The following is a 26,500-nucleotide window of genomic DNA, read 5'->3' as shown; positions in this document are numbered from 1 at the left end:
GTGCCTTCGTCAGGCGTCAGGCGTCAGGCTTTCGGCGTTGTTTAATTCTCTTCTTACCTGTTCTACCAGTTGCTGCGCAAGTTGCTCCGGCGAGCCACTGAAACTGACGCAACCGGTTTCACGCACGGAGTCAGGCTGGCTGCTGCAGGCACAGGTGTCACTGCTCTGCGCCCACACCGGGCGACCGGTGGCGGCCAGCCTGGGCGCGGCGATGGCGCCGTCATTGCCCATGCCGGAAAACAGGATGGCACCGCCGGCCTGTTGTCCGAAACCGTCGCTTACCTGCTGGATCACCTGATCAATGGAGGGCGCATAGGGGCCCTCCCAGTCCTGACCGGTGGACTGGATGCGGCCGTCGTGACGGAAACTGACGGCATATTCCACCGGGGCGATGGCCACTTCGCCATGGCGCAGGGCTTCGCCATCCACGCCCACCTTGCAACTGATGTTGTTATCCCGGCTGAGCACACTGCACAGGGTTTCCAGAAAGCTGGCATCAATGTGCTGGGCAAGCACGAACGCCACCGGCAGATTGGCCGGCAGACAGTCCAGAAATTCCTTCACCGCTGCTGGCCCGCCCAGGCTGGCTCCCAGTACCCAGACGCGCTGGGGACGGTTGGCCGGCATGATGGACTGGAATTCCCGGGGCTCCGGGATACGGGCCTTGGGTGTGCGTTGCGGAATGATATCGAGCCGCTCCTGTACCTGCGGCTTGCCGATATAATCCACTACTTTAGTGACCAGCCGGCGCTCCCAGCGGGGATAACCGGCGTCGGTGCGAGACGGGGCCTGGCCGTCACAGAACAGAATCGGGGCGCTGGCTTCTTCCAGCAGCGTATCCAGAAAGTCCTGCCAGCGGTCTTCGCTGGAGAGATCCACAACCCACAAGTCCAGGGCATCGTCGCGGTACCAGCGTGTTTCCAGATTGCCCGGGTCGGTGTTGACCACCACCCGGTAGCCCTGCGCCTTCACTGCGCTGGAGAGCAGATGGCCCTGCAGTGTGCTGTCGGCAATGACGCCGACGCGGGCGGCGTTGGTCATCCCTCGGACGTTTCCTGCAGCTCGCCGAGCAGTTCACGGATGGTGGACAGCAGTTCGTTCTCCTGGAAGGGCTTGCCCATGTAGCAGTTCACACCGATATCGAAGGCTCGATCGCGGTGCTTTTCGCCGGTCCGCGAGGTGATCATGATGATCGGCACGTCCTTCAGGCGGCTGTCGTGGCGCACGTGGGTGGCCACTTCGAAACCATCCATGCGTGGCATCTCGATATCCAGCAGCATGAGATCCGGGCGGAAGTCTTCCAGCTTGGCAATGGCGTCCATCCCGTCCTTGGCAGTGACCACTTCGTAGCCATTCCGCTCCAGCAACCGGGTGGTGACCTTACGCACGGTCACCGAGTCATCGGTGACCATCACCAGCGGGGTATCGCGACCACGGGTCTCCGGCTCTGCCTCTTCAGGCAGAGTCGGTTGCGGTTCCAGCTCTTGCTCCTGCTCTGCCACCGGCAGGGTGGGAATCTGTACGTGGGCGGCACGGATCAGGGAGTGAATATCGAGAATGATCACCACCGAACCATCCCCGAGAATGGTGGCACCACTGATGCCGGCCACACTGGCCAGCTGCGGGCCCACGGATTTCACTACCACTTCCCGGGAGCCCACCAGGTCGTCCACCACGATGGCCACGGTATGTTCGGTGCTGCGGATCAGCAATACCGGCATGGGCGTGGTCTGGTGTTCAAGGTTGGGGGCGCGAGTGCCGTGGACAAAGTTGCCCAGATACTGCAGTTCGTAGTCCTGGCCCACATAGGTGTAAACCGGTTCTTCTTCGCTGAAGTAGTGCTGCAGTTCGAACGGGCTGATCCGTACGATACCTTCAATCTGGTTCAGCGGAATGGCGTAGCTATCTTCGCCGGCCTTCACCATCAGGGCCCGGTTCATGGCCAGGGTGAACGGCAAACGCACGATGAAGCGGGTGCCCTGCCCCTTGTGAGAATCGATGGTCACCGAGCCGCCCATTTGTTTGATCTCGCTGGCGACCACGTCCATGCCCACGCCCCGACCGGAAATCTGGGTCACGGCGGCGGCGGTGGAGAAACCCGCATGGAAGATGAACTGCTGGATTTCCTGTTCGGATACCTGGGCGTCCTCGGCGATCAGTCCACGCTCAACCGCTTTCTTGCGGACCGCGTCGGTGTCGATCCCCTTGCCGTCATCGGACAGGATGATCACTACCTCACCCCCTTCCCGGGTCAACTCCAGGTTGACCCGCCCGGTGCTGTCCTTGCCGGCGCTCTGGCGGCCTTCGGCGGTTTCGATGCCATGGTCCACGGCGTTACGCAGCATGTGTTCCAGCGGGGCAACCACACGCTCCATGAGTGAGCGGTCCAGTTCGCCTTCCGGATTGAGTACGTCGAACTCCACACGCTTGCCCACTTCCCCGGAAATCTGCCGGACGATACGGCGCAGACGTGGCACCAGGCGGCTGAAGGGTACCATGCGGGTGCGCATGAGCTTTTCCTGCAGCTCGGTGTTGATCCGTGATTGCTGCAACAGCAGGGTTTCCGTGTCCTTGGTGCGGTCCAGCAGGGTGTTCTTCAAATCCAGCAAGTCAGAGGCGGATTCCGACAGCTGCTTGGTAATCTGGTGCAGTTCCGAGTACTGATCCATTTCCAGGGGGTCGAAGTCTTCGTCGAATTCGCCCCGATCCACGCCCTGCTGATAATTGGACATGATCTGCGCTTCGGTTTCTGAATCCAGACGGCGCAGCTGTTCGTAGAGGCGCTGAACGGTGTTACCCATTTCCTCTACGTTGAAGGTGAACTCGGTAAGCCCCTGCTCTACCCGGCCACGGTTGATGGAGGTTTCCCCGGCCAGGTTAACCAGTGCTTCCAGTACATCCGCGCCTACCCGCACCATTTCCTGGGGCTGGGCCTGATTCTGGCGCTGACGGCGGTCGTCCTGCTTGGCCTGTTGAGGCTCCGGTTTGGCCGGGGAGGGCATCAATTCGCCACTCACGGCCTCGGGTTCTGCGGGAGCAGCCGGCTTGGCGGCCTGGGTAGCCCGTGCACGCTTCGCCACGGTTTCCATGCCACGACTGATCTGGTCGTGCCAGTCGAGCATGGGTTGGAAATCCTCCAGGGCGGGGGCGCCGGTGCGCTTGTCCAGATCCAGCAGGTAGGCTTCGAAATCGTGGCTGATATCACCCAGCTGCTTGAGACCGGCCAGGCGGGCACCACCCTTGAGAGTATGCAGGGCGCGTTTCAGGTCATCCACGAAATCGCGGCTTTCCGGGTGTTCTTTCCAGGCGGTCAGGTTGCCGTCGATGATTTCCGACAGCTCCTCGGATTCCTCAAGGAAGATTTCCAGGATCTCCGGATCGGTGTCCGGCTGCCAGTCTCCGTCATCGGGATTACTGGAGCCCACCGTGATGTCGTTCTCTGCGGGAACGGTCGTGGTCGGTGCTTCCGGTTCTGCGGCGGGCTCGGCAGCCGGTGTGGCGACTGACAGGGTTGGCAGGGTAAAGCCGGCCGGATCAGCCACATAGCCGTGAATGCACTGAATCAGCTGTTCACCACCGGGCAATGGCTGGTTGGCACGCAGCGCTTCCACCATTTCTGCCAAACGGTCATGACAGCGGTGCAGCAGGTCAAGCAGGCTGGGCTCCACCGCCAGCTGGCTCTGGGCCAGGCCTTCATAGAGGGTCTCCAGCTCGTGGCCCAGATCCCCCAGTTCGGAGACTTCCGCCATGCGGGCGCCACCCTTGAGGGTGTGCAGATCACGTTGCAGGGATTGCAGCTCGATCAGGTTGCCCTGTTCGCCAATCCACAGCTCCAGGCTGTTACCGGCAGATTCCAGAATCTCGTCCGCCTCTTCCAGAAAGATCTCGACCAGTTCCGGGTCGCGTTCCGGTTGAGGGGGTGCCTCGCTGTCGGGCGCGTCCTCAACCGCAACGGGCTCGGGGCTGACCGGCTCGGGTTCAGGGGCAGATTGTTCTGCGGGCGATACGGCAGTGGGGGTGATATCGGCGGCGGGTTCGCCTTTGATATAGGCCTGAATGGCGCTGACCAGCGCCGGGGCATCCTGCGGGCTGCGGTTGGCACGCAGGGCATCGATCATGTCAGCGAGGCTGTCATGGCAGCGGTGCAGCAGGGCGAACAGGTCGCCGTTGGCGTCCAGCTGTCCGCCGTTGTAGCCCTCGTAGAGATTTTCCAGCTCATGGGCCAGATCACCCACCGGGGCCACCCCCGCCATGCGGGCGCCGCCCTTGAGGGTGTGCAGGTCCCGTTGCAGGCTGTCCACATTGCTGCTGTCGCCCTGCTCCCACTGGTCCAGGGCGTTGCTGGCGGTGTCCAGGATCTCTTCGGCCTCTTCCAGGAACAGGGCCACCAGTTCGGGATCCAGATGAGCCTGATAATCGCCGTCGCCGGCGGGGGACGCCATGGGGCTGCTGTGATCTTCCGTCCCGGCGTCTTCGCGGTCCAACGGCAGCCCGCCGTCCGGGCCATCATCATCAGGGCCGCTCTCGGTGAGTTCGCGCAGGGAATCTACCAGTCCCAGCTCGGGTCGAACGGTCTGGCCAGCAGCCAGACAGTCCATCATGTTCATCAGGGCGTCCTGCCCCTCGCTGACCAGGCCAAACAGCACTTCACTGAAGGCAAGCTGACGTGCCTCCACGGCACTGTAGGTGTCAGCCAGGGCTTCCGCCAGCTGGTGAATCTCGGTGAGCCCCGCCGTGGCGGCGCTGTTGCCCAACAGCTTGAGTTCGTCACGCAGACGCACCAGTTCTTCGGTCTGCTCGGGGTGCTGTGCCCACTGGGACAGCAACTGTTCCGCGTCCACGATCAGGTCCATGCCTTCGGAGAGGAACACGGAAAGGATGTGCGGGTCGGTATTCGGTGCCGGGGTATCGTCGTCGGTCAGGCCGTCCCGCTGTTGTTGCAGGGCGGTGATCAGGGGCGCGGCGCCGGGCAGGTGAGCCTGGTCCAGGCTGTCCAGATTATTCTCTACCAACTGGCAGGACTGGCGGATCAACTCCACCTGTTCAGTGGTGGCCCGGCGGTTGTTGCTGATCAGGTCACGGATCAGCTTTTCGGCGGGTTCTGCCAGCTCGGCAACCGCTTCGATTTCCGCCATGCGCGCACTGCCCTTGAGGGTATGCAGGGCGCGGTGGACTTCGTCGTCCACGTCATGTTCCGAGAGGTCGCTGTCCAGACAGTCGAGCCAGTTGTTCACCAGGCTCAGGTTGCGGCGTGCTTCACTGGCAAAGATCTCGCGCAGTACCGGATCCGGGGCGTCACCGTTGTCTTCTTGCCCGGACAGGTCGGGTATGTCTGCCAGAGCATCGCTACCGTCCAGGACCTCAGGAGTGCCCCCCTGGTCGGGTTCGTCCATGGCCAGGGCTGTGATTTCCAGGGTGTCGTCGTCGCCCGTTTCGCCCTGCGCGTCATGCTCCTCGCCGGATTCAAACGTAATACTGTCTTCCTGCAGATCGTCTTCGCTGTCGAAGGCTTCCAGGGTGATCTCGTCGTCCGCATCATCCCAGCTCACCGCAGGCACGCTGCTGTCATCGTCACTGTCCGGCAGGGTGTCCAGTGTCAGGGTGTCATCATCCTGAATGGCGTGGTCGTCATCGCCTTGCGGGGCGGGTTCGTTGTCCAGCGCCTGGCTCTCTACCGTGTCATCGAGCGCAGGGCTGTCATCCGCCGTCAGCGCTTCACTGTCACTGTCGGTGGCCGCCGGCGTGGCGTCGTCCGGGGTGTCGGCGTGGTCGCCCACCGTGGGTATCGCGTCAATCTGGCCACCGGCGGCCAGGGTGTCGGCAGCATCCGCCAACGGCTGCGGGTCGAATGGGTTCGGCTGACGGGAGCAGAAGGCATCCACCAGCGGCTGGATATGGTTGCGAACGGTCTGTACCAGTTCGATCAGTACCGGGGTCGGCTGGATGGTCTTGTCGATCACCCGGTTCATCATGTTTTCCACCGACCAGGCCAGCTCGCCCACGGTCATGGCGCCCACCATGCGGCCGGAGCCTTTCAGAGTGTGGAACGCCCGGCGGAACTCCACCAGGGATTCCTCATCACTGGTATTGGCGGCCCAGCGCGGAAAGTACTCATCCAGGGCTTCCAGCACTTCACCGGCTTCTTCCTGGAAGATCTCGATGATTTCATCATCGATCAGGTCGTCATCGTCGTCCTGCTCGGGCTCGGCGGCGGCCGGTTGCACAGGCTCGCTGTCCGGGACGGACGCTTGCGGCTCTGGCGCTTCAGTGGGCGTATCACTGTCCGCTGCAGGCTCGGAAAGCGCGCTGGTGTCTTCGTCCGCAGACGGGGTTTCCGGCGTGTCGTCGTTGAGCGCTTCACCGGGGGCGTCAGCGGCTGGCGCCTCGGCGACGGAGCTGATCTCATTTGGCTGAACAGCTGGCTCTGCGACCGGCTCGTGGGCCACGTCGGCGTCCAGCTCGATGCGTTCCACTTCCACGTGGTTGTCAAAATCGCTGTCATTTTCCAGCGGGTAGCCCAGCGCATCCACGCTGGCCCGGGCCAGCTGGAGGATGTCATCGCTGGTCTCCGGATCATCACTGAGACGCTCCAGATAATATTCCACCGAGGTGATGGCATCGGCCAGGGTGTCCATGCTGCGCCAGTCCGGTCTGGGCTGGTCGGCTTCCAGCAGCTGCTCTTCGATATAGCGCACACACTGACGCAGGATCACCGCCGGACGGTTGAGCTGGATCACCTCCAGTCCGCCGCGCACCGCATTGAGTCGCTCCGGTACCGGGGTGAGGTGTTCTGTACTCCACTGGGAGGCAATGAATTCGACAATACCGTCCTTGGCTTCTTCCAGCCCGGCACGGCATTCGCGCAGCACTGCATCCATGGCCTGGCCCACATGGCCGGGCATGGTGGCCGGTTCGTCGCCGCCGCTGCCCTGGCGCTCGCTGCCGGTGAGGCCGGCCAGTGTGGCTTCCACGTAAAGCAGGGCCCCGGCGATATCCATCAGCAGGTCGCGGTCGGCCGGGCGTTTGCCGCCCACGATGTCTTCCATCACGCCCAGTTGTTCTTCCACCAGCTTGCGCGGCTGACCGAGACCCAACACGGCCACCGTGTCGGCTACCTGCTTGAGGGTAACGGTCTGGGGCTGCAGTTGGGCGGCATCCTGTTCACCGTTGTGGACAAAGGTTTCCAGGGCATCTTTGACGGTGGTGATCTCTTCGGAAAGCGCCATCACCACGGAATTCATGGCTTCGGCATCCGGGCCGGTCATACGCTCGCGTTCGGCGGTGACCAGGTCATCCGAAGGCAGGGCATCCTCCAGGCGGAATCGGGCCTTCACATTGCGGATGCGCGGGCTGTCCACTTCGGCCTTGGCCACGTAGTAGAGCAGGTTCTTGAGCAGGTCGGTGGGCGCCGGTTCGTTGAGGCTGGCGGCGCCGTTGGTGGTCAGGTCACGCAGGGTGCGGTCCACCTGGCCGAGCATCATCTTCACCGAGGTGCCGAGTACGATGGCGTCTTCCGCCAGGCCTTCCACCAGGGCGTTACTGATGCTCCACAGGGGCGCCCTGGGCGCGTCGCCGGTGACCTGTTCCAGTTTGGTGAACACCTTGGCCATGTAGCCCAGATTCTCACCCATGCGGTCGTTGCGCAGCACGCCCAGCAGAGCGATCTGGAACATCTGGCGAATCTTTCTGGCCAATGCAGCGAAACGGGGGTCGTTGAGCAGCGCCTGGGGAATCTGGCCTTGGCCGGTAGCGTCACTGAGATCCGGCTTGAACAGGGACGTTTCAGACAGCAGGGATTCGCCGCGGGCGGCGCGCAGGTCATTGAGCAGTGGCAGCAGGACTACCGGCAGATCGCGGCGGTTACTGGCCACACGGTCCAGATAGGGCGGCAGCTGCAGCAGTGCCCGCATCAGGGTTTCCTGACCGTCACTCACATTGCCGACACGGCCTTCCAGCAGGGCCTGGGCCAGCTTTTCCATTTCTTCGGCGAGCAGCGCTGCGCCGTAGAATTCGACCATCTGCAGGGTGCCGTACACCTGATGCAGGTGTGCCTGGCAAAAACGCATGCGGGTGGCGTCGTCCGGGTTTTCCACGAACGCTTCCAGTGCCTGCTGCGCCTGGTTCAGGGTCTCCTGGATTTCCCCGCGAACCCAGTCCAGAGCCAGATAGTCGTGACGGTCACTCATGACGTCTCCTGTCATACATCAACCTGCCTTCTCAGTGGGCAGGCTTTAATAACACGTAACATGTGCGCGCCTAGACCCGGTTGCAGTAAGGGCGCGCCATCGGCTTGTTGTTCTTGCGTGCCGCGTGTTGCGTGCAGCATGTTGCGTTCTTTTCTATCTACAGCGACGGAAAGCCAGGGTGTCGGCAAAGTGCACCCGTTCCAGATCCGGGTGTTGCCAGTCCGTGACTTCTCCGGGGCCCAGTACCAGTAGTCCCCCGAGCGCCAGCCGCTCCGCCAGCCGATTCACGATCTGGCGCTTCCGCCAGCGGCGGAAGTAGATCAGCATGTTCTGACAAAAGATCAGATCCATGTTGTTCATGGGCGCATTGCCCAGATCGAGCACGTTGAGGCGGGCGAAACAGATCTGTTGTTTCAGTTCCGGCGCCACCATCACGGTTTGCCCGTTGTCCCCTGGAATAAAGTATTTTTCACGCAGTACCGGATCCACCTGAAGTGCGCGGCGGGCGGCATATTCCCCTTTGCGTGCCTTGGCCAGCGTGGGCAAGCTGATGTCGGTGGCGGTGATGCCGTAGAACATCTTGCGGTCGTGATCCGCCAGTTGCTCATTGATCAGCATGGCAAGGGAATAGGCTTCCTCGCCGGTAGAGCACCCCACACTCCACACATCCAGATTGGCTCCGTCGGGCTGTTCTGCGGCGAAGCGTTGCACGTATTCCTCCACCAGTGCATAGGAGCTCTGGTGGCGAAAAAAGCTGGTTTCCTGAACGGTGAGACGATCCACCAGAATCGACCATTCCATGGCCCGGGATTCGGTGGTGCCCACCATCAGGTGTTCGTAATAGGCTTCGTAGTCCTCGAAACCCAGCTCGCGCATGCGGATGCTCAAGCTGGTTTCCAGAAAGCTCTTGCGCGCGTCGGACAGGGTCATGCCGGTACGGTCTTCCAGCAGCGCCTGCCATAGCTGGAATTGCTCCGCATCCATGGCGGGCGTGCTTCTGATGGACCATCGGTCTGTCACGGCAGCACCCATATCCTCATGTCCCTAGCCGGCGCAGGCCGGATCAGGAATGCTCCGGCAGACGGAAACCGGCAACGGAGTTACGCATTTCCTGGGCCATCTCGGCGAGGTTACCAATGGACCGCGCAGTGGCGGTGGTACCGGCAGAGGTCTGGGAAGTAATTTCCTGGATCACGTTCATGGTGTTGGAAATGTGACCCGCGGACGCCGCCTGCTGACGCGCCGCGTTGGAAATGTTCTGGATCAGATCCGCCAGGGTTTTGGATACGTTCTCAATTTCTTCCAGTGCCACACCAGCGTCCTGCGCCAGGCGGGCCCCTTTCACTACCTCAGCGGTGGTCGCCTCCATGGAGATTACCGCTTCATTGGTATCGGTCTGAATCGTCTTAACCAGGGTCTCGATCTGCTTGGTTGCCGCGGCGGAACGTTCCGCCAGGCGCTGTACCTCATCCGCAACCACCGCGAAGCCGCGGCCGGCTTCACCGGCCATGGACGCCTGAATGGCGGCGTTCAAAGCAAGAATGTTGGTTTGGTCAGCAATGTCGTTAATCAGGGATACGATGTCACCAATCTCCTGGGAGGATTCACCCAGACGCTTGATCCGCTTGGAGGTTTCCTGGATCTGCTCGCGGATGGTGTCCATGCCGTGGATGGTCGCCTGTACCACCTCGGCGCCCTTGTTGGCGATGGCTACCGCTCGTTCCGCTACCGCCGCCGATTCGGAGGCGTTGGCAGATACCTGGTCAATGGAGACCGCCATTTCGTTCACCGCTGCAGAAGCCCCGGCAATTTCCTGGGCCTGGTGCTCGGAGGCCTCGGCCAGATGCATCGCCGTGGACTGGGTTTCCTGGGCGGCCGATGCCACCTGTACCGCGGAGTTGTTGATGGTCTGTACCAGGCTGCGCAGCTGGTCAATGGAGTAGTTGATGGAGTCAGCGATGGCACCGGTGAAGTCCTCGGTAACTGTCGCCTGTACGGTCAGGTCACCGTCAGCCAGGTCGCCCAGCTCATCCAGCAGACGCAGAATCGCCGCCTGGTTACGCTGGTTCTCGCTTTCCAGTTCGTCTTTCTTCTTCGCTTCCTGACGGTTCCGCTGGGCCATGATCAGGAAGAACAGCAATACCGCAATGGCGCCACAGATGGCACCCAGCCATACCGACGGGAACAGGCCGCCGGTGGAGCCTTCAAACTGGTTGTTCAGGTTGGTGGATTCCTGCAGCAGATCCTGGGAGCGACGGAAGATGGTGTCGGCCGCGTTCCGCACCTGGAAGAGTTCCGGGGCGGTTTCCAGGATTTCATCGACAGATTGGTTAACGAATTCATCGAACAGGTCGGCAATCTCGGCCAGGTAGTCCAGGGCATCCGGGTCGTTCACCTGGTCAATCCCCATGGCGCTGTCGCCTTCGATCATGCCGTTCATCACACGACCGAACTGGCTGGCGTCACGGCCGAAGGAGTCCGCCGCGATCACCGCACCGTCGCCCCCTTCCAGTACCTTGGAGATAGACCGCACGATACGCTCGGCCAGCCAGGATTGGCGCTGCGCAAAGGCAATCTGTTCCGGGTCGGCGCCGGTCATTACCAGGATTTCAACAACGCCTTCGTATTCAGCCTGAAGGGCAGGAATGGTCTGGGCCAGGGTGTCTGCCACTTCGTGCAGATCCAGAACCGTATCTTCCCCTTTCAGAATGGTCCCGGTGTTCTGGTCAACCTCTTTCCAGAGAGTGTTGAGACGCTCCATCACCTGGGGGTCGGAAACCTGCTCATCCTTAACGGCGTCCCAGGCGGCCTGGAAGCTCTTCCGGGAGTTATCCAGCAATTCGAAGGCGTCGGCGTTACCCGCCGCGGCTTCCAGGGAGTTCTTGGCAATCTGCTGGGACACTACGCGCATCTCGGAAGCCCGGGTAATGTTTTCCTGGGCCTTGTTTGCGGTGGTGGCAGAAAGCAGGAAGTTGACCAGTGCCAGTACAATAAAGATGGCAAGGCCGAAATACAGTGCAATGTTCAGCGAATTGCCGCCGCTGTTGCTCGCACCCCCCCGCAGTTTTTCGAAAAATGCTCCCGGATTGAACTTCATAGTCTGGCTCCTGGCCTGGCGTTCACTCTTCTTATGTACCCCAAGTACGCGTGATGCAGTCAGCCGGTGCGGGCTACCTGCATGAAACGCGGGTCCTCTGCCAGCCGGGAAAGGCTGAACACGGACCAGTACTCCCCGTCGCGCCGATAGGCCCCGCGCACGTATCCTGTGACGCTGGGATCACTGACCGGCAGTGATTCGACAAATTCATCAATGGGGAAATGCTGCATCCCCAGTACCTCATCCACGGTCATGCCGGTGTAGAGGTCGTCCTGATCCAGCACAAGCAGCCGTCGGCGCTTTTCCTGAATCGGTGAACTTTTTTCCAGAAAGCCGCTGAGATCCATCACGGTCATCAGGCGGCCACGAACGTTGGCGATACCCTTCATCCAGCTTTGTGCGCCGGGAATGCGGGTATAGGCCGGCACCGTGAGGATTTCGGAAACCTCATCCAGCGGTGCTACGTATTTCTTGCCATCGAGCACAAAGCCCACGCCGCTCCAGTAGCTGACCGCATCCTGCTGCATGGGCAGGTCTTTGGCCTGCTCCCGGCAACGCTGATGGTATTCGGTAAGCTTGATGTAGGCGGCGGAGGCGCTAGCGCTCATTCATGGCTCCTTGCGGATCAGCTGTCGGCCAGCATGCGGTCGACGGTTTGCAGGAGCAGATCTTCATCCACTGGCTTGGTCAGGTAATCCTTGGCGCCCTGGCGTTTGCCCCAGACACGGTCGGTTTCCTGGTCCTTGGTGGTGACGATCACGATGGGAATGTGCGCGGTGTCTGCCCCCTTGGTCAGCTGGCGGGTGGCCTGGAAGCCGTTAAGGCCAGGCATCACCACGTCCATGAGCACCAGTTCGGGCAGTTCGGAGCGGGCCATGGCCACGCCATCGGCACCGTTGGCGGCCTCGAGTACCTCGTGGCCGTTTTTTTCCAGAATCTCCCGCAACTTGTAGGTTTCGGTGGGAGAGTCATCAACAATCAGAATTCGAGCCATCTTTTCCTCTATCCGGTCAGCATGCGTGCTGCCTAACCTGCCATGTGCTGGCGAATCGCGCCGAGCAGTTCGTCCTTGGAGAACGGTTTGGTCAGGTATTCATCAGAGCCCACGATTCGTCCCTTGGCCTTGTCGAACAAGCCGTCCTTGGAGGACAGCATGATCACCGGGGTGGACTTGAAGGCACTGTTGTTCTTGATAAGCGCACAGGTTTGATACCCATCCAGTCGCGGCATCATGATGTCCACGAAGATGATATTGGGCTTGGTGTCGGCGATTTTGGCCAAGGCGTCGAAGCCATCGGTGGCGGTGATCACTTCACAACCTGCTTTTTTCAACAAGGTTTCTGCGGTCCGACGAATCGTTTTTGAGTCGTCGATGACCATCACCTTGAGGTCTTGGAAATTGTCAGTCATGGAAACTGCCTTTAACCGTGAACCGTAATTGGCCGCAACTTATTGTAATTTTTGGCCTTTCTAGTAATTCGATGGGCGGGGCCTGTGGCGGTGTCAGCCCAAGGAAAGTTTTTAACACAGATTCTACAATCAATCTATAAGACCCTATGAAACTTGAGAAAACTTCCTCTGGCGCCAGGCCTCTCTGACGCATGGCGATCCCCCGCCGGCGCTGCTAATATTGCCCGGCCGTGCCCCCTATCTGTGGAGATCCCATGAGCCTGAAAGTCGGCGTGGTGATGGACCCCATCGCCAAGATCAAACCCTGGAAAGACAGTACTTTCGCCATGATGCTGGAAGCCCAGCGGCGCGGCTGGTCCCTCTATTACATGGAGCCTGCTGATCTCTACGTGCGCGATGGTCGCAGTTTTGCGGCCACACGGGCAGTCACTGTGACCGACAATAACGACGATTGGTACCGTCTGGCCGACGCCGTGAACCTGGATCTGGCAGATTTGGATATTATCCTGATGCGCCAGGACCCGCCCTTCAACACCGAGTACATCTACGCCACCTATCTGCTGGAGAAGGCCGAGCGGGAGGGCGTGCTGGTGGTGAATCGCCCGGGCAGTGTCCGCGACAGCAATGAAAAACTGTTTGCCACGGACTTTCCGCAGTGCTGCGCGCCTACCCTGGTCACTAGCCAGGCCGGGCTGCTGCGCGATTTTGTACGTGAGTTCGATGACACTGTCATGAAGCCGCTGGACGGCATGGGCGGCAGCAACATCTTCCGGGTGCGCAAGGATAGTCCCAACATTTCGGTGGTGATCGAGGTGCTCACCCAGCATGGCAAGACGCCCATCATGGCGCAGCGCTATGTCCCGGAGATCAAGGATGGCGACAAGCGCATCCTGATGATCAACGGCGAGCCACTGCCCTATGCGCTGGCGCGAATCCCCAAGGAGGGCGAGTTGCGTGGTAATCTGGCCGCCGGTGGTACCGGTCAGGGCCGTGAGCTGACGGACCGGGACCGCTGGATCTGCGAACAGGTCGGTCCGACCCTGAAGCGCAAGGGGCTATATTTCGTGGGCCTGGATGTGATTGGTGACTATCTCACCGAGATCAACGTGACCAGCCCCACCTGCATTCGTGAGCTGGATGCGATCTTTGATATCAACATTGCCGGGCAGATGTTCGATGCCCTGCTGGCGGTCCGGGACGCGTCCTGACCGCTTTCACCGTAGGAGCCTGCCTGCAGGCGATCTTTCGCTTGTTCTGGCCTTCGCCCGCAGGCAGGCTCCTACGGAAATAACACAATAAGCAGTAGTGAAAAGAAGAATTCATGGCAGCCAATTCACCCGTCAGTGCTTCAGATCGCCTTACCTTTACCGTGTTTCTGGCGCTGGCCTTCCACGGCATCCTGATCTTCGGGGTCAACTTTGCCCCGGAAAAGCAGCGTGCCGCCCCGCACACCCTGGAGGTGACCCTGTCCCAGTTCCGCAGTGACGAGGAACCGGATGAGGCCGACTTTATTGCCCAGAGCAACCAGCAGGGCTCCGGGGATCTGGCTGAAAAGCAGGAACTGACCACCACCGAGCAGGCGGACTTTGCCGACAGCAAGCTGGAAAACGTCCAACTCAAGGAAAAGACCACTCTGCAGCAGCGTGACCGCCAGTCCCAGTTGCTGGTGATCACCACCGCCCGCGAGAGCGAGCAGAAGGTGCAAGCCGAACAGAAGGAAAAGACCGAGCAGAAGCCGCTCAAGGTGGCCAAGCAGGAAAATCTGCTCGACATGAGTCAGCAGATCGCCAGCCTGCAGGCGCGACTGGCCGAGCAGAAGCAGGCCTACGCCAAGCGCCCGCGTATCCGCCGCCTCACCTCGGTGTCTGCCAAGGCGCATTATGAGGCCCAGTACATCGATACCTTCCGCCGCGAAGTGGAAACCATGGGGACCCGCAACTTCCCGGCCAAGGCGTTGAACAGCAATACCTTCGGCGCCGTGCGCCTGTTGGTGGCGATCCAGAAGGATGGCGCCCTCAAGGAAGTGCGTGTGCTGCAGTCTTCCGGTCACAAGTTCCTCGACCAGGCGGCCATTCAGAGCGTGCGCATGGCTGCGCCCTTCGACAACTTTACCCCGGAAATGCGCAAGCATATGGATGTGCTGGAAATCATCCGCACCTGGAAATTCGACAGCAGCCGCAAGGTGTCGTCGAAGTAGAAGCAGTTGAAAGTTCAAAGTTTAAAGTTGAAAAGGCGCGAGGCCAGTTTGGCTGTTGCTGGCCTCTGTGCCCGCGCCATTACCGGCGAACGCGGGCACAGCCTGCCAAAACCCCCTGACCCGATCCGCGTTTGAACTTTAAACTTTGAACTTTCAACTCGGCCCCGCGCTTGCAGCCCTCCCCCCGTCGCCGGATACTGTGCCCATGGAAGAGACAACCCTGAAACACCAGTTGCTGGTGGCCATGCCGCAGATGGCTGACCCCAACTTCGAGCATTCCGTCACCTATGTCGTTGAGCACAGCAGCGAGGGCGCCATGGGCCTGACCCTCAATCGCCCGGTGCAGATCAGTCTCGGCGACATCCTTGCAGACATGGATATCGAGATCGAAGTGCCGCCGTCCGAGCGACATCGGGTGGTGGCCGGAGGCCCGGTGCAGCAGGAAGCCGGCTTCATCATTCATGCGGCGTCCACCCACTGGGATTCCAGCATTCTGCTCAGTGATGGTCTGATGCTCACCACTAGCCGTGACATCCTCGAAGCCATCGCCGTGGGCGAAGGCCCGGAACAGTCCCTGGTGTGTCTCGGCTATGCCGGCTGGGAAGCCGGCCAGCTGGAACAGGAACTGGTAGATAACGCCTGGCTCAGCACCCCCGCCAGCCGCGAACTGGTCCTCGACACCCCCTTCGAACAATCCTGGCACGCCGCAGCCGCACGCATCGGCGTGGACATCAACCTGATCGCGGGTCAGGCGGGGCACAGCTAAACAGTTAATAGTGAATAGTTAACAGTGAACAGTTACGCGGGATCGGTTTTTTCTTTTTCAGAGGTTGCAGGCCGCGGCCTTGGCGTGTGCGCGACTGATAGACTTGCAAAAACACGAACCGGTTGTCGCGTCGCTGTTCACTCTTCACTGTTAACTGTTCACTGCCCCTCATGATTTTGGCCTTCGACTACGGCACCCAGAAAATCGGCGTGGCCAGCGGCAATGAGCTGCTCGGCACCGCCTCACCGCTGAAAGCCCTGCCCTGTAAAAATACCCAGCCCAATTGGGATGACATTGCCGCCCTGTTGAAAGAATGGCAGCCGGAAGCCCTGGTGGTCGGTTTGCCCTTGAACATGGATGGCAGTGAAAGCGAATCCACCGCGCGGGCAAAGAAATTTGCCGGCCGTTTGAAAGGCCGCTTTGGCATGAAAGTGTGGCTGGTGGATGAGCGCCTCAGTACACGCGAAGCCCGTGATCGTACCGGTATCCAGAAAGCTGACCCGCGTGTCGATTCCATGGCGGCGGTGATTATTGCGGAAGGCTTTTTGAGCGAGGGCGGCCAGCCAGTCTAGCGGCTCTCGTAGGGCGGAAATGGGCGTGAGCCCATCTCCGCCGTAGCAGAAGCGTTGTGGCAACTGACCTCAGCTGCCACTGAAGCGCAGAATTGCCGAAGGGGGTGAGCGCAGCGAAGCATCTGCGTCTCTCACGATCATTTCCCGTGAATGTCCTCCTCGGAAGAGCCTGGCGTTCACTTCTGCATCCAGCATGCCCATCAGGCAATACGGCCATAGAAAAATGGCCGTATTTATGCAAAAGTGGCCGTTAAAGTCCTTTCGGCGATGATCTATGGCCAATAAGACGGCTCAAAATGCCACCCTGGATTGGGTGAAGACCCAGCTGAACCCGTTCTCTATTCACGACATCCCAGTCCAGGTCCCGGAGAGGACTTTGCGCCGGTGGCTCAGTGAATGGGTTGCACAGGGGGTGTTGCAACGTACAGGCGCCAGGCGCTCCACTCGCTACCAGTACCGGCAGGAAGCTTCGCTGCCACCCTTCCTGCAGCGGGTGCCGTCGCAGCACCGGGGTAGCCTGCTCAAGCAGCTACGGGACCTGTGGACGCACACCTCAACCGCTCTGGAAGGCAATACCCTGACATTGGGGGACACCCACTTCATTCTGGAAGAGGGATTGACCATTTCCGGCAAGCCCCTGAAAGAGCACCAGGAAGTTGTCGGTCACGCCCGCGCCATTGAGCTGATCTACCAGGGGCTTGCCGGGCCATTAACCGAGCAGCGTTTGTTTGATTTGCACCGGGCGGTGCAAACAGAGGTGGTTACCGACATCTACAAACCAAGCGGTGCATGGAAAAATGAGGTCAACGGCACTTACGTGGTGACACCGGATAATCAGCAGGTGTTTATCGAATACGCAGTCCCTTCAGAAGTGCCGCCACTGATGAAGGAGTTGATTGCGGCGATCAATGCGGCGGGAGAAATGAGCTTTGATCAGGCCGCTGATTGCTACGCCAGAATTCATGCGGGCTTTGTGCATATTCATCCGTTCTGGGATGGCAATGGTCGCCTTGCTCGCCTGCTGGCGAATATTCCGTTATTGAAAAGCGGCCTGCCACCGCTGGTGATCCCGCTGGAAGAACGCCGCGCCTACATTCAGCTGCTGGCTGAGTATGAGATCGGTGTTGGTCAGTTGAACAGGCGCACAGGCGTTTGGCCCAATGAGGCTGCCCTGTCGGAATTTTCTGCGTTCTGTGCGCAGCAGTATTCGCTGACTATGGCATTGCTGGAAAAGTATTCCGGGCAAGAAGATGGATGATTTCGGATTCGAACAACCGTGCTGGGCGGTGAAGAAGGTGATGCACGACGCAAGACCTGGTCCCGGATCCCACACGAATTGGCGCCGTCTTATCCCGGCGCAGGCCCTCCTTGTGGGAAATGGGAGACCTGGCCCTCGTTGCGTTACTTTTTCATTTAGGGGTTTAGCAGCTACTTCTTGAGCCGCCACAGTCCCATTCATGCTTTTTGTTCTTGTCATAGGGGTGTGCGTCTACGCCGCGTTCGCGTAAGGAATCTTCACTGCAGTATTCATATACTGCGCTTTCTCCGCTACCCCAGTTCCAGCAAGTGGCCGTAATTGGAAAACAGCGTTGCCGCATATTGTTCAGGCTTTTTCCAGGGTATTGCGCTCGTTTTTTTTCTACGCATTCTGAAAAGTCATCTTTGGATGATGAGCGATTATCCGAATAAAGGCTTGTTTCTGGGGATATCGTGTCTGGTTGCTGTTTAGTATTACCCCTTTCAGGGTATAGTTCCGCGGCCATATTTTTTTTGCCTGATTCTGTCAGAACATCAGTGGCAAGGTTTTCCATGGTCTTTGCAGAAAGCTCGTTATCTATATCCAAGCTGCCAACGGCGGCGGCGCCAATGCCTATGGCTAATGCCTTGCCAAGAACGTCGCTGCTTTGCTTTTTAGAGGCGAGCTTTCTGGCTTGCTCATCGTCAGATATTTTCTGGTACCAACGTTGTTCATGTTCGGCATAATCTAGAGCAAGGCGACCGCTACTATCCTTCATGGATGGGTCGGCTCCGTTTTGGAGCAAGGAGGTATAGAGCGCGCTATTTCCATAGTAGGCGGCCAGATGAAGCAAGCTGAACCCGCTCCTTTCCGAATAAATTAGTTCCCTGCTACCGGCATCAGAAATGACCTTGAATTGGCCAGTAAGATTCGGGTTGGCTCCTGCATAGAGCATGGCGTTAGCCAGGTTCATCACATATTCGGTTGGTTCCATCATGGAGGTTGCATTGGAAATCGCGATCCACCAAGGGTAAGCGGCTGAAGTATCGAGCCCTGCTTCAACCAGTGCAGTCGCTTTAGGGAAAGTCAGGCTACTAGTAGAAAAAGATAGCCCATAACCAAAAAGGCTGCTTTCAGTGATCTTGCCGCGCACGAGATTGCCGGGAATTTCCAGGCTTTTTCGCAGGGCTTCATCCTCAAAGACTGACACATTTGCTCCTCGGTAAATCAGCTCTTTGATAAATTGATACTGTTCAACAGGGGAGGGTTTGGTTAGCCATGGTTTGTCTTGATAAAAATCATGGGGGTGGCCGTTAGCAGCAAAAGCTCCAGCGACATTGAAATACAGGCATCGAGAGTAATTGAAAGTTTCATCAGGAAATTTCGCCAGTAAATAATCGGTTATCTCAATATCTCCTGTGATGCAGGCAAGTTCTGCGCTGCTACTTGCTATGATTTCTCTGGCTGCCGGCCATTGATTGTCTGCGCTCTTTTCGTAGTAGCGAATGACAACCTTTCTACTTGCGCCCAGGTCGACCAGTTTTTCTACAGCCGCTTTGTTTCGGTATGTAATGGCGGCGGTCATCGCGTTGTAGTGCGTGTAGCCCGGTCGGTAGTCTGAATTCTCTGATTTTACGTAGGATGATTCCTGATATTCATCAATGAAACTGACGTTGCCTTTGAGAATCGCTTCCGAGTTGATCATCTTGTCTGATGAAGAACAGCCCAAAATAGAGAGAAGAGAAAGAGCGATTAAAAGGGTATTTTTTACATTCATCTTGTTCTCATTTCATGATGATAAGCGTGTGGGCCAGAAAATGTGCCTTGATGGAATGTATTAAACGCCAAGGGGGGAGGAATAAAAAGAGAGTCTAGAAATAAGGGCTTGCCTGAATGACAAACCCTGGGGAAATATCATGGATTGAACTTCATATGCCATGAGAAAACCTCGTGCTACCAAATAGAATGGCAGAACGAGGGGGTATGGATAATTACTTCTTGACGCCCTCTACAGAAATAATGATCTCAACGGTTTCTGATGCCGGACCGAGATCCTTGGTGATGCCGAAGTCAGCCAGCTTCAGGGTGGTGCTGGCTTCCAGGCCCATGCGGTAATCGTTCCAGGGTGACTCGCCGTAGCCGATCATTTTCGCGTCCAGAGTTACCGGCTTGGTGACACCGTGCAGGGTGAAGTCGCCGGTGATCTTGGCGGTATCGTCGCCGGTCTGTTCGATGCTGGTGCTCTTGAAGGTGGCGGTGGGGTACTTGTCCACGTCCAGGAAGTTATCGCTGCGCAGGTGCTTGTCGCGCTCGGCGTGGTTGGAGTCCACGCTGGCGGTCTGGATAGTGGCTTCTACCTTGCTGTTTTCCGGATTCTCGGCATCCACGGTGAAGGTGCCGTTGAAATCATTGAAGCGGCCATATAGCCAGCTGTAACCCAGGTGGGAAATCTTGAACATCACAAACTGGTGGGCGCCTTTCTTGTCGAACTGGTAGGTGCCTGCCGGTTCGGCGAAGGCCATGCTGCTGAGCAGCAACGCGGCGGCAGCAATGCCGGTTTTTTTCATCAGGTTCATCATGGTGTCTTTCCTCAAAGGTTACAGATGCATGTTCAAGGGTTGTGACGGGGTGACAGGCCCAGCATGCGGCGCAGGGTGTCATCCCGGTCGAGAAAGTGGTGTTTCAGTGCAGCGAGCCCATGAAGGCTGGCCAGTATGATGATGCTCCACACGGCGATCTCGTGGATGTCACCGGCGGTGTCTTCCAGGCCGGACTGATGGCCGGTAATGGAAGGTACCGAGAACCAGTCGAACACGGCCACCGAGGAGCCATCGGCGCTGCTGATCAGATAGCCGCTGACCATGGCGATGAACAGCAGGGCGTAGAGTGCCCAGTGGGCCAGATGGGCGAGAATCACTTCCCAGCGCTGGTGGCTGGGCAGGGCTGCAGGGGGGGGAGAAAAAAGGCGCCAGACCAGCCGGAACAGCATGGCCAGAAACAGCAGGATACCGATGCTGCGATGCAGGTCAGGACCTTTGCGGTACCAAGTGTCGTAATAACCCAGATCCACCATCCACAGCCCCAGGGCAAACAGGCCAATCACGGTGGCCGCCACCAGCCAGTGCAGGCTGATGCTGAGCCATCCATAGCGTTGCTTGTCGTTGCGCAGTGGCATTGCGGATCCCTTGTTCATGCCCTTACCGGTTAGAGTGGTGTCTGCCGGTCGAGTTTCATCACTGTACAAAACTTACAGCGCCGGGGAGGAGGACTGCCATCCCAAAAATCTGAAGGGATTGATCGGATTGTTAGGTAAAGAGCGTAGCGGACGATTGTGGGAGCGTGCCTGCACGCGATGGGGGTATCGTAGAAGATTGAGCTTCAGAGAGATTCGGTGTGGATGTCATCGCCTGATCGCCCTGCGGTCGATTCCGCGCTGACGCGCGGTTCGCACCTCGAGAGGTACTCCTACAGTCAGCACAAAAAGGCGCTTCTGGAATCCTTACCTCGCTTAGGCTCGGATCGCGAGCAGGCTCGCTCCTACAGCGGCTTCGTAGAAACCGCTAATTGAGGATATGCATGCCCCCCCGCCTTCACTCGCTTAGCCATGAAAACGCACCAATGCCATCAGCACGGTAGCTTCCCCGTTAGAGTGAGTCGAGGAACGGAGCCGGGGTGGCCGGGAGTCCAGAGGGGGAGCCAGTTCCCCCTTTGGGCCCGTCCGGCGAGGACAAGCACGTATCATGGTGCGATGGCATCTCAGCAGATGCGGAGTCACCCAGGTGGGGACCACAATCACTGCAGGTTCGCACCTCACCGAGCGCAGTGAAGGAACGCCTGCAAGGCGGCTCCGAAGGGGTGAGCGAAGCGAATAACTGATGTTCCTACGGCTGCCAGATCAACCGCAAGATGTATCTGTGAGGCTTTATTCTTTCCACAACAGACGCCATGCTTGGTGTTTCGCCATGTGAGCATGGCGCCTACCGTGGAATGATGACTGGAGAACAGCCTTGAGCTGGGACGAACAACAATTGCAGACCCATCTGCAGACTATGGCCGCTGCCCTGGCGGAGCGTTTTGCCGGCCAGGCGCCGGTGTTGGTGGGGATCGAGTCCGGCGGTGCCTGGATTGCCGAGGCCCTGAACAGCCAGTTGGCGACCCCGTTGCCGCTGGGCACCCTGAATCCGGCCTTCTACCGGGATGACTTCGATACCCGCGGTCTCAAGGCCACGGTGACGCCTTCAAACCTGCCCTTCGAGATCGATGGCCAGCATATCGTGCTGGTGGATGATGTGCTGATGACCGGCCGTACCATCCGTGCGGCCATGAACGAGTTGTTCGATTTTGGCCGTCCGGCGTCCATTTCCCTGGTGGTCCTGTTCGATATCGGCCACCGGGAATTGCCTATTCGTGCCGATATTTGTGGCGAAACTTTGGCATTGCCCCCCCATCAGCGGGTAGAATTACGCGGGCCCTCACCGCTGGTTGCTGAAATTCGCGAACTGGTCGAAGGGAAGGACACCACAACCGGATCAGATCGTTGATGCTTGCGCCCTCCTCCCGCGTACAACTGACTGACGACGGCAAGCTCCGTCACTTTCTCACTACTGAGCACCTCCCCCGTTCCCTTCTGGAAGACATTCTCGACACCGCCGCCAGCTTTGTGGATGTGGGTGGCCGGTCGATCAAGAAGGTGCCGCTGCTGCGCGGCAAGACGGTGGTGAACCTGTTCTTCGAATCCAGTACCCGCACCCGCAGTACCTTCGAGCTGGCGGCCCAGCGTCTCAGCGCGGACGTGCTCAATCTGGATATCGCCAAATCGGCCACCAGCAAGGGCGAGACCTTGTTGGATACCCTGCGCAACCTGGAAGCCATGGCGGCGGACATGTTCGTGGTGCGCCACCAGGACTCGGGCGCGCCCTTCTTCATTGCCAACGAGGTGACACCGGATGTGGCGGTGATCAACGCCGGTGACGGGCGCCACGCCCACCCCACCCAGGCCATGCTCGACATGTACACCATCCGCCACTACAAGGGCGGTTTCGAAGGGCTCAAGGTGGCCATCGTTGGTGACATCCTGCACTCGAGGGTGGCCCGCTCCCAGGTCCATGCCCTCAATACCCTGGGCGCCGAGGAAGTGCGATTGATTGCCCCGAAGACCTTGCTGCCGGTGGATGCCGAAGCGCTGGGTGCCACCGTTTTTACTGACATGGCCCACGGTCTGAAAGATGTGGATGTGGTGATCATGCTGCGCCTGCAGAAGGAACGTATGGATTCCGCCCTGCTGCCCAGCGAGGGCGAGTTCTTCCGCCTCTACGGGCTCAATAACGAAAAACTGCAATACGCCAAAGAGGACGCCATCGTGATGCACCCGGGCCCCATCAACCGCGGTGTGGAAATCGCCTCGGAAGTGGCCGATGGCCCCCGCTCGGTGATTCTCAACCAGGTGACCTTCGGCATCGCCGTACGCATGGCTGTCATGTCCATGGCCATCAGCGGCCAGGACAGTGCCCCGGCGGGAGGTGCCCATGGCAGCTAAGGCCCATATCCTGATTCGCAAGGGCCGGGTGATTGACCCGGCTTCCGGCCGCGATGACGTGGCCGACCTGCTGATCGAAAACGGCAGGCTGACCCGCATCGGTGCCAGCCTGGATGCCCCCGGCGCCGACATCATCGAGGCCGAAGGCCACTGGGTGCTGCCAGGGTTGGTGGATGCCTGCGTGCATCTGTCCCTGCCCGGTAGCGGTCGTAGCGGGGATATCGCCAGCGAAACCCGCGCGGCGGCGGCCGGGGGGATTACCCACATGGCGGCCCAGCCGGATTGCGGCCCGGTGGATTCCACCGCCGTGGTGCGGCTGATTCGTGAGCAGGCCGGTCAGGCCGGTTTTGCCCGCATCCTGCCCATCGCGGCCATGACCCAGGGGCTCAAGGGTGAACAACTGGCGGAAATGGCGACCCTGGCCAGGGCCGGCTGTATTGCGGTGGGCAATGCGGGCGGCAAGGTGGCCGATGCCCTGGTGCTCAAGCGTTGTCTGGAATATGCCGCCACCTTCGATATGCCGGTGATGTTCCGACCCCAGGATGCGGCCCTGAGCGCCGGTGGCTGTGCCCACGAAGGGCCGGTGGCTACGCGCCTCGGTCTGCCCGGTATCCCGGCGCTGGCGGAAAGCGTGGACCTGTCACGGGACCTGCTGTTGGTGGAGGCCACTGGTGTGCGCGCTCACTTTCAGCAGATCTCCAGTCGTGAATCCCTGCGCCTGCTGCGCGTGGCCAAGCAGCGTGGCCTGCCGGTGACCGCGGACGTGAGCATTCAACATCTGTTGCTGGACGAATCGGCCCTGGAAGGTTTCAACAGCCACTGTCATGTGATTCCGCCGCTGCGCAGCGCCGAGGACCGTGAGGCCCTGCTGGAAGCGGTGGCCGATGGCACCATCGACGCTATCTGTTCCCAGCACACGCCCATTGGTTCCTCTAGCAAGGCGGCCCCGTTCCCGGCCACCCGACCGGGCATGGCCGGGGTGGATACCCTGCTGTCACTGGTGCTCGGTCTGGTGGGCGAAGGCAAACTGGATCTGGCACGGGCACTGGATGCGGTCACCGCTGCCCCGGCCCGTTGCCTGGACATCCAGGCCGGCCAGCTGGAAACCGGTCGCCCGGCCAGCCTCTGCGTGCTGGATGCCAACGCCGAAAAAGACTACGCCGAGCACTGGCTGTCCGCCGGCAGCAACTCCCCCTGGCGCGGCAGCGTGCTCAAGGGCAGCGTCAAGTTGACGGTGTGTCAGGGCAAGGTGAGTTGGCTGACGGACTAGCAGTTAACAGTTAACAGTGAACAGTGCGCGTTAGCGTATTGGGATTGCTGAAAGGCAGGAGGCCGCGCCCGGATCAGGGTGCGGCTTTTTTGTGGTTCATCGCGCAATTGCGGGAAGTTGCTCCTACGGCATGAGTCGTGCTGCGAGCCATTCCCTCAAATCCGCAATGAATCTTTTTTGGGGATCATTTATTGACGCTGGCAGTGTTGTAGTGCGATTGCCGCGGTCGAAGGCGTTGCGGAAACAGAAGCCCGCTATCGCGAGCTATTCACTATTCACTGTTAACTGTTCACTGAAGTCGAAACACCGCCTCCCTCAACGCGCCCTCCTCAAGCAGTCCCGGCGCTACCCGCCAGCGTCCCTGTGGATCCTGAAAGATCAGGGTGGGGGTGCCGGACAGGCCCAGCCCGATCATCAGGCCGGTGTTGCTGTGTATCTGGCTGCGGATGGCGCTGGGCACCGGATTGAGCGGTTCGATGCCGCCTTCCTCGAAGCGACGTTCGTGTTGTGCCAGTGCCCGGGGCGGATTGTCCGCTGCCAGTATCGCGCCGCCCTGGGTGAAGCTGCGTTTGGGGTTGATCAGCCCCACAATGATATGGCGCACCTGCAGGGTATTGTCCGGGTCCTCGATCATGGGCTGCATGCGCTGCCACAGGGTGGCGCAGTAGGGGCAAGCCATGTCAGTGAACACGTAGGCCACCCGTTCCGGCTGCTCTGGCCCCTCCGCGACCCAGTAGCTTTTCTCCAGCTTTGTCAGTAATGCGTCCATGTCCGGCGACTGCGCCATCGCTAGTGTGGGCAGCAAGAGCAGGGCAAAGAACCGCGAGGCGAATTTCATGGTGAGACTCCAGGCAGGTGGGGCTGGACAAGGTGATGCAAGGTGGCGCTGGATAACGGACCGAAGTGGCGTGCCAGTTCATTGCCCTGGGCATCCACAAGCAGCGTCAGCGGCAGGCCGGTACTGCCGGCATACTGGCTGAGCGTGCTGTGGGGGTCCAGCAACAGGAAATTGAATTGCAGGCCTTGCTCGGTGAGATAGCGTCGCACCGGACCGGCACGTTCTCCCTGATTGACGAGCACAATGCGCAGCCGGGAATAGCGGTCCTGCGCCGCCTGCAGCACGGGCATCTCGCGACGGCAGGGCGGGCACCAACTGGCCCACAGATTGATCAGGGTGGGCTGGCCGCCAGTGATGGCATGCAGGGCCACCGGTTTGCCTTGCAGGTTATAAAGCGGGGTGTCTGGCAGCCGGGACATGGGCGCCTGCAATGCCACCAGCACCATGAGGGTGACGCCGGCGCTGGCTGCAGCTGCCCCCGCGGCGATCAGTAGACCGCCGCGCTGCCGGGGCAGCCTCCACAGGGCCAGAAACAGCAGGGGCAAGGCCAGCAGGGCACCGGGCCACCACCAGCCACCATCGCGCACATCCAGCATGCTCAGCAGGTCCGGGTACTGGTCCTGGTAACGCCATACAAAGGCCAGCCGGGCGCCCAGCAAGCCGCTCAGTGCAATCAGCCAAAGCACCCCCTCGCAGTGGTTGTGTTGGCGCCGCTTCTGCCACCACTGAAAAGCCAGCAGGGCGCTGAAAAAGGCCAGCAGGATAACAAGCGCTGGCGCAGGCAAGGCCAGCGGCCCAATGATGACAGCGTTCAAGCGGGCTCCTGGTGGTGGGCAGAGAAAGGCGTTGCGGCGCTCAGAAGCGCTCGAACATTTCTTTTACTGCCTTGTCGATATGGGCCTGGCGCCGTTCACTGGTCATTTCATCATGCAGTCGGTCACGGCTGGTGGCTTGCCACACCACGTTGTTGCTGGCCGGATCCACAAACTGAACAACCAGTTTGTATTCCTCGGTCATCTCCCCCTCAACGGGCGTGCTGGCACCTACTGCCACATTGTTGAAACCATAGCCAAAGCCGAACTGCATCACGTTGCCGTCGTAGCGTTGTTCCCGCTTGAAGAAGTGACGCACCTGAATGTCTGCCTGCGTCTCCGACACAGGCTGGAGGCCCTTGTCGGCCAGTGCGCTTTCCAGGGCCTTGCGGGCCCGCTGATCATCCAGGGCCCTGGGGGTGTCCTCGTCCTGTTCGATAAAGGCATAGGTCTGATACTGGCTCGGGGTGATGTCGCCCTGCTGGTCGATCACCACCGGGCTGACACAGGCGCTGAGCAGCAGGCTGGCAAGTAACAGGCTCAGTAGTCGCATGATGTTCTCCGTAATTTCAGTCTATC

Annotated in this window: 21 protein-coding genes; 8 read left to right on the top strand and 13 right to left on the bottom strand. The window is 59.7% G+C overall.

Going from position 1 to position 26,500, the window contains the following annotated elements; genetic code table 11:
- Nucleotides 1-9: 9 nt before the first annotated feature.
- The 7 genes from HF945_RS15280 to pilG all read right to left on the bottom strand — a co-directional run bounded on the left by HF945_RS15280 (nucleotide 10) and on the right by pilG (nucleotide 12,693).
- The gene (locus HF945_RS15280; RefSeq protein ID WP_290523424.1) at nucleotides 10-1,041 is read right to left on the bottom strand and encodes a chemotaxis protein CheB; all 1,032 of its coding nucleotides are present in this window, start codon (nucleotides 1,039-1,041) and stop codon (nucleotides 10-12) included.
- Complete coding sequence (locus HF945_RS15275) at nucleotides 1,038-8,186, bottom strand: Hpt domain-containing protein (RefSeq protein WP_290523423.1); 7,149 nt, start codon at nucleotides 8,184-8,186, stop codon at nucleotides 1,038-1,040. The genes HF945_RS15280 and HF945_RS15275 overlap by 4 nt, the downstream gene beginning before the upstream one ends.
- A 153-nt stretch (nucleotides 8,187-8,339) precedes the next feature.
- Nucleotides 8,340-9,218, bottom strand: coding sequence for a CheR family methyltransferase (locus tag HF945_RS15270; RefSeq protein WP_290523422.1), 879 nt, complete (start codon nucleotides 9,216-9,218; stop codon nucleotides 8,340-8,342).
- 31 nt (nucleotides 9,219-9,249) lie between these two features.
- A complete protein-coding gene (locus HF945_RS15265) occupies nucleotides 9,250-11,283 on the bottom strand; it encodes a methyl-accepting chemotaxis protein (protein ID WP_290523421.1) in 2,034 nt (677 codons plus the stop codon).
- A gap of 59 nt (nucleotides 11,284-11,342) precedes the next feature.
- Complete coding sequence (locus HF945_RS15260; RefSeq protein WP_290523420.1) at nucleotides 11,343-11,891, bottom strand: chemotaxis protein CheW; 549 nt, start codon at nucleotides 11,889-11,891, stop codon at nucleotides 11,343-11,345.
- A 17-nt stretch (nucleotides 11,892-11,908) separates the two neighbouring features.
- Nucleotides 11,909-12,277, bottom strand: coding sequence for a twitching motility response regulator PilH (gene pilH / locus HF945_RS15255; RefSeq protein ID WP_290523419.1), 369 nt, complete (start codon nucleotides 12,275-12,277; stop codon nucleotides 11,909-11,911).
- A gap of 32 nt (nucleotides 12,278-12,309) precedes the next feature.
- Nucleotides 12,310-12,693: a twitching motility response regulator PilG gene (pilG, locus tag HF945_RS15250; RefSeq protein ID WP_246972619.1), complete on the bottom strand. Its 384-nt coding sequence runs from the start codon at nucleotides 12,691-12,693 to the stop codon at nucleotides 12,310-12,312.
- Nucleotides 12,694-12,947: 254 nt separating this feature from the next.
- Here pilG and gshB point away from each other — a divergent pair, with 254 nt between their 5' ends.
- The 5 genes from gshB to HF945_RS15225 all read left to right on the top strand — a co-directional run bounded on the left by gshB (nucleotide 12,948) and on the right by HF945_RS15225 (nucleotide 17,486).
- On the top strand, nucleotides 12,948-13,901 hold the full coding sequence (gshB, locus tag HF945_RS15245; RefSeq protein ID WP_290523418.1) for a glutathione synthase: 954 nt from the start codon (nucleotides 12,948-12,950) through the stop codon (nucleotides 13,899-13,901).
- Between the two features lie 113 nt (nucleotides 13,902-14,014).
- Nucleotides 14,015-14,890: a TonB family protein gene (locus HF945_RS15240; protein WP_290523417.1), complete on the top strand. Its 876-nt coding sequence runs from the start codon at nucleotides 14,015-14,017 to the stop codon at nucleotides 14,888-14,890.
- A gap of 205 nt (nucleotides 14,891-15,095) precedes the next feature.
- Nucleotides 15,096-15,656 (top strand): YqgE/AlgH family protein, encoded by a 561-nt coding sequence (locus HF945_RS15235; RefSeq protein WP_290523416.1) that lies wholly within the window; start codon nucleotides 15,096-15,098, stop codon nucleotides 15,654-15,656.
- Between the two features lie 170 nt (nucleotides 15,657-15,826).
- Nucleotides 15,827-16,228 (top strand): Holliday junction resolvase RuvX, encoded by a 402-nt coding sequence (ruvX, locus tag HF945_RS15230; RefSeq protein WP_366492170.1) that lies wholly within the window; start codon nucleotides 15,827-15,829, stop codon nucleotides 16,226-16,228.
- 274 nt (nucleotides 16,229-16,502) lie between these two features.
- The gene (locus tag HF945_RS15225; protein WP_290523415.1) at nucleotides 16,503-17,486 is read left to right on the top strand and encodes a Fic family protein; all 984 of its coding nucleotides are present in this window, start codon (nucleotides 16,503-16,505) and stop codon (nucleotides 17,484-17,486) included.
- Between the two features lie 163 nt (nucleotides 17,487-17,649).
- Here the strand turns inward: HF945_RS15225 and HF945_RS15220 are convergent, their stop codons facing one another.
- The 3 genes from HF945_RS15220 to HF945_RS15210 all read right to left on the bottom strand — a co-directional run bounded on the left by HF945_RS15220 (nucleotide 17,650) and on the right by HF945_RS15210 (nucleotide 20,640).
- Nucleotides 17,650-19,242: an ankyrin repeat domain-containing protein gene (locus HF945_RS15220; protein ID WP_290523414.1), complete on the bottom strand. Its 1,593-nt coding sequence runs from the start codon at nucleotides 19,240-19,242 to the stop codon at nucleotides 17,650-17,652.
- 214 nt (nucleotides 19,243-19,456) lie between these two features.
- Complete coding sequence (locus HF945_RS15215) at nucleotides 19,457-20,044, bottom strand: YceI family protein (protein ID WP_290523413.1); 588 nt, start codon at nucleotides 20,042-20,044, stop codon at nucleotides 19,457-19,459.
- Nucleotides 20,045-20,076: 32 nt separating this feature from the next.
- Nucleotides 20,077-20,640: a cytochrome b gene (locus HF945_RS15210; RefSeq protein ID WP_366492919.1), complete on the bottom strand. Its 564-nt coding sequence runs from the start codon at nucleotides 20,638-20,640 to the stop codon at nucleotides 20,077-20,079.
- 832 nt (nucleotides 20,641-21,472) lie between these two features.
- Here HF945_RS15210 and pyrR point away from each other — a divergent pair.
- Genes pyrR through HF945_RS15195 form a run of 3 tightly spaced genes read left to right on the top strand, consistent with a single transcriptional unit; the run spans nucleotide 21,473 to nucleotide 24,271 of the window.
- Nucleotides 21,473-22,006 (top strand): bifunctional pyr operon transcriptional regulator/uracil phosphoribosyltransferase PyrR, encoded by a 534-nt coding sequence (pyrR, locus tag HF945_RS15205; protein WP_290523411.1) that lies wholly within the window; start codon nucleotides 21,473-21,475, stop codon nucleotides 22,004-22,006.
- Nucleotides 22,006-23,001 carry an aspartate carbamoyltransferase catalytic subunit gene (locus HF945_RS15200; protein WP_290523410.1) on the top strand — a complete coding sequence of 332 codons (996 nt, stop codon included), beginning with the start codon at nucleotides 22,006-22,008 and terminating at the stop codon, nucleotides 22,999-23,001. The genes pyrR and HF945_RS15200 overlap by 1 nt, the downstream gene beginning before the upstream one ends.
- The gene (locus HF945_RS15195) at nucleotides 22,991-24,271 is read left to right on the top strand and encodes a dihydroorotase (protein ID WP_290523409.1); all 1,281 of its coding nucleotides are present in this window, start codon (nucleotides 22,991-22,993) and stop codon (nucleotides 24,269-24,271) included. The genes HF945_RS15200 and HF945_RS15195 overlap by 11 nt, the downstream gene beginning before the upstream one ends.
- Before the next feature lie 289 nt (nucleotides 24,272-24,560).
- On the opposite strand, the gene dsbG is transcribed toward HF945_RS15195, so the two are convergent.
- The 3 genes from dsbG to HF945_RS15180 are packed head-to-tail and all read right to left on the bottom strand — an operon-like array spanning nucleotide 24,561 to nucleotide 26,474.
- On the bottom strand, nucleotides 24,561-25,109 hold the full coding sequence (gene dsbG / locus HF945_RS15190) for a thiol:disulfide interchange protein DsbG (protein WP_290523408.1): 549 nt from the start codon (nucleotides 25,107-25,109) through the stop codon (nucleotides 24,561-24,563).
- The gene (locus tag HF945_RS15185; RefSeq protein WP_290523407.1) at nucleotides 25,106-25,924 is read right to left on the bottom strand and encodes a TlpA disulfide reductase family protein; all 819 of its coding nucleotides are present in this window, start codon (nucleotides 25,922-25,924) and stop codon (nucleotides 25,106-25,108) included. Before HF945_RS15185 ends, dsbG begins: the two co-directional genes overlap by 4 nt.
- Nucleotides 25,925-25,964: 40 nt before the next feature.
- Entirely contained in the window at nucleotides 25,965-26,474 is a 510-nt protein-coding gene (locus HF945_RS15180; RefSeq protein WP_290523406.1) for a DUF4136 domain-containing protein, read from the bottom strand.
- Between the last annotated feature and the right edge of the window lie 26 nt (nucleotides 26,475-26,500).

The organism is Alcanivorax sp. (assembly GCF_017794965.1).
Lineage (GTDB): Bacteria > Pseudomonadota > Gammaproteobacteria > Pseudomonadales > Alcanivoracaceae > Alcanivorax.
Note: the sequence above shows the minus strand (reverse complement) of the source record. Positions and strands in the feature narration are given on the sequence as shown.

Coding starts and splice junctions, on each gene's coding strand:
- HF945_RS15280 (WP_290523424.1), bottom strand. CDS start 1,041: ATGACCAACGCCGCCCGCGTCGGCGTCATTGCCGACAGCACACTGCAG.
- HF945_RS15275 (WP_290523423.1), bottom strand. CDS start 8,186: ATGAGTGACCGTCACGACTATCTGGCTCTGGACTGGGTTCGCGGGGAA.
- HF945_RS15270 (WP_290523422.1), bottom strand. CDS start 9,218: ATGGGTGCTGCCGTGACAGACCGATGGTCCATCAGAAGCACGCCCGCC.
- HF945_RS15265 (WP_290523421.1), bottom strand. CDS start 11,283: ATGAAGTTCAATCCGGGAGCATTTTTCGAAAAACTGCGGGGGGGTGCG.
- HF945_RS15260 (WP_290523420.1), bottom strand. CDS start 11,891: ATGAGCGCTAGCGCCTCCGCCGCCTACATCAAGCTTACCGAATACCAT.
- pilH (WP_290523419.1), bottom strand. CDS start 12,277: ATGGCTCGAATTCTGATTGTTGATGACTCTCCCACCGAAACCTACAAG.
- pilG (WP_246972619.1), bottom strand. CDS start 12,693: ATGACTGACAATTTCCAAGACCTCAAGGTGATGGTCATCGACGACTCA.
- gshB (WP_290523418.1), top strand. CDS start 12,948: ATGAGCCTGAAAGTCGGCGTGGTGATGGACCCCATCGCCAAGATCAAA.
- HF945_RS15240 (WP_290523417.1), top strand. CDS start 14,015: ATGGCAGCCAATTCACCCGTCAGTGCTTCAGATCGCCTTACCTTTACC.
- HF945_RS15235 (WP_290523416.1), top strand. CDS start 15,096: ATGGAAGAGACAACCCTGAAACACCAGTTGCTGGTGGCCATGCCGCAG.
- ruvX (WP_366492170.1), top strand. CDS start 15,827: ATGATTTTGGCCTTCGACTACGGCACCCAGAAAATCGGCGTGGCCAGC.
- HF945_RS15225 (WP_290523415.1), top strand. CDS start 16,503: ATGGCCAATAAGACGGCTCAAAATGCCACCCTGGATTGGGTGAAGACC.
- HF945_RS15220 (WP_290523414.1), bottom strand. CDS start 19,242: ATGAATGTAAAAAATACCCTTTTAATCGCTCTTTCTCTTCTCTCTATT.
- HF945_RS15215 (WP_290523413.1), bottom strand. CDS start 20,044: ATGATGAACCTGATGAAAAAAACCGGCATTGCTGCCGCCGCGTTGCTG.
- HF945_RS15210 (WP_366492919.1), bottom strand. CDS start 20,640: ATGCCACTGCGCAACGACAAGCAACGCTATGGATGGCTCAGCATCAGC.
- HF945_RS15200 (WP_290523410.1), top strand. CDS start 22,006: ATGCTTGCGCCCTCCTCCCGCGTACAACTGACTGACGACGGCAAGCTC.
- HF945_RS15195 (WP_290523409.1), top strand. CDS start 22,991: ATGGCAGCTAAGGCCCATATCCTGATTCGCAAGGGCCGGGTGATTGAC.
- dsbG (WP_290523408.1), bottom strand. CDS start 25,109: ATGAAATTCGCCTCGCGGTTCTTTGCCCTGCTCTTGCTGCCCACACTA.
- HF945_RS15180 (WP_290523406.1), bottom strand. CDS start 26,474: ATGCGACTACTGAGCCTGTTACTTGCCAGCCTGCTGCTCAGCGCCTGT.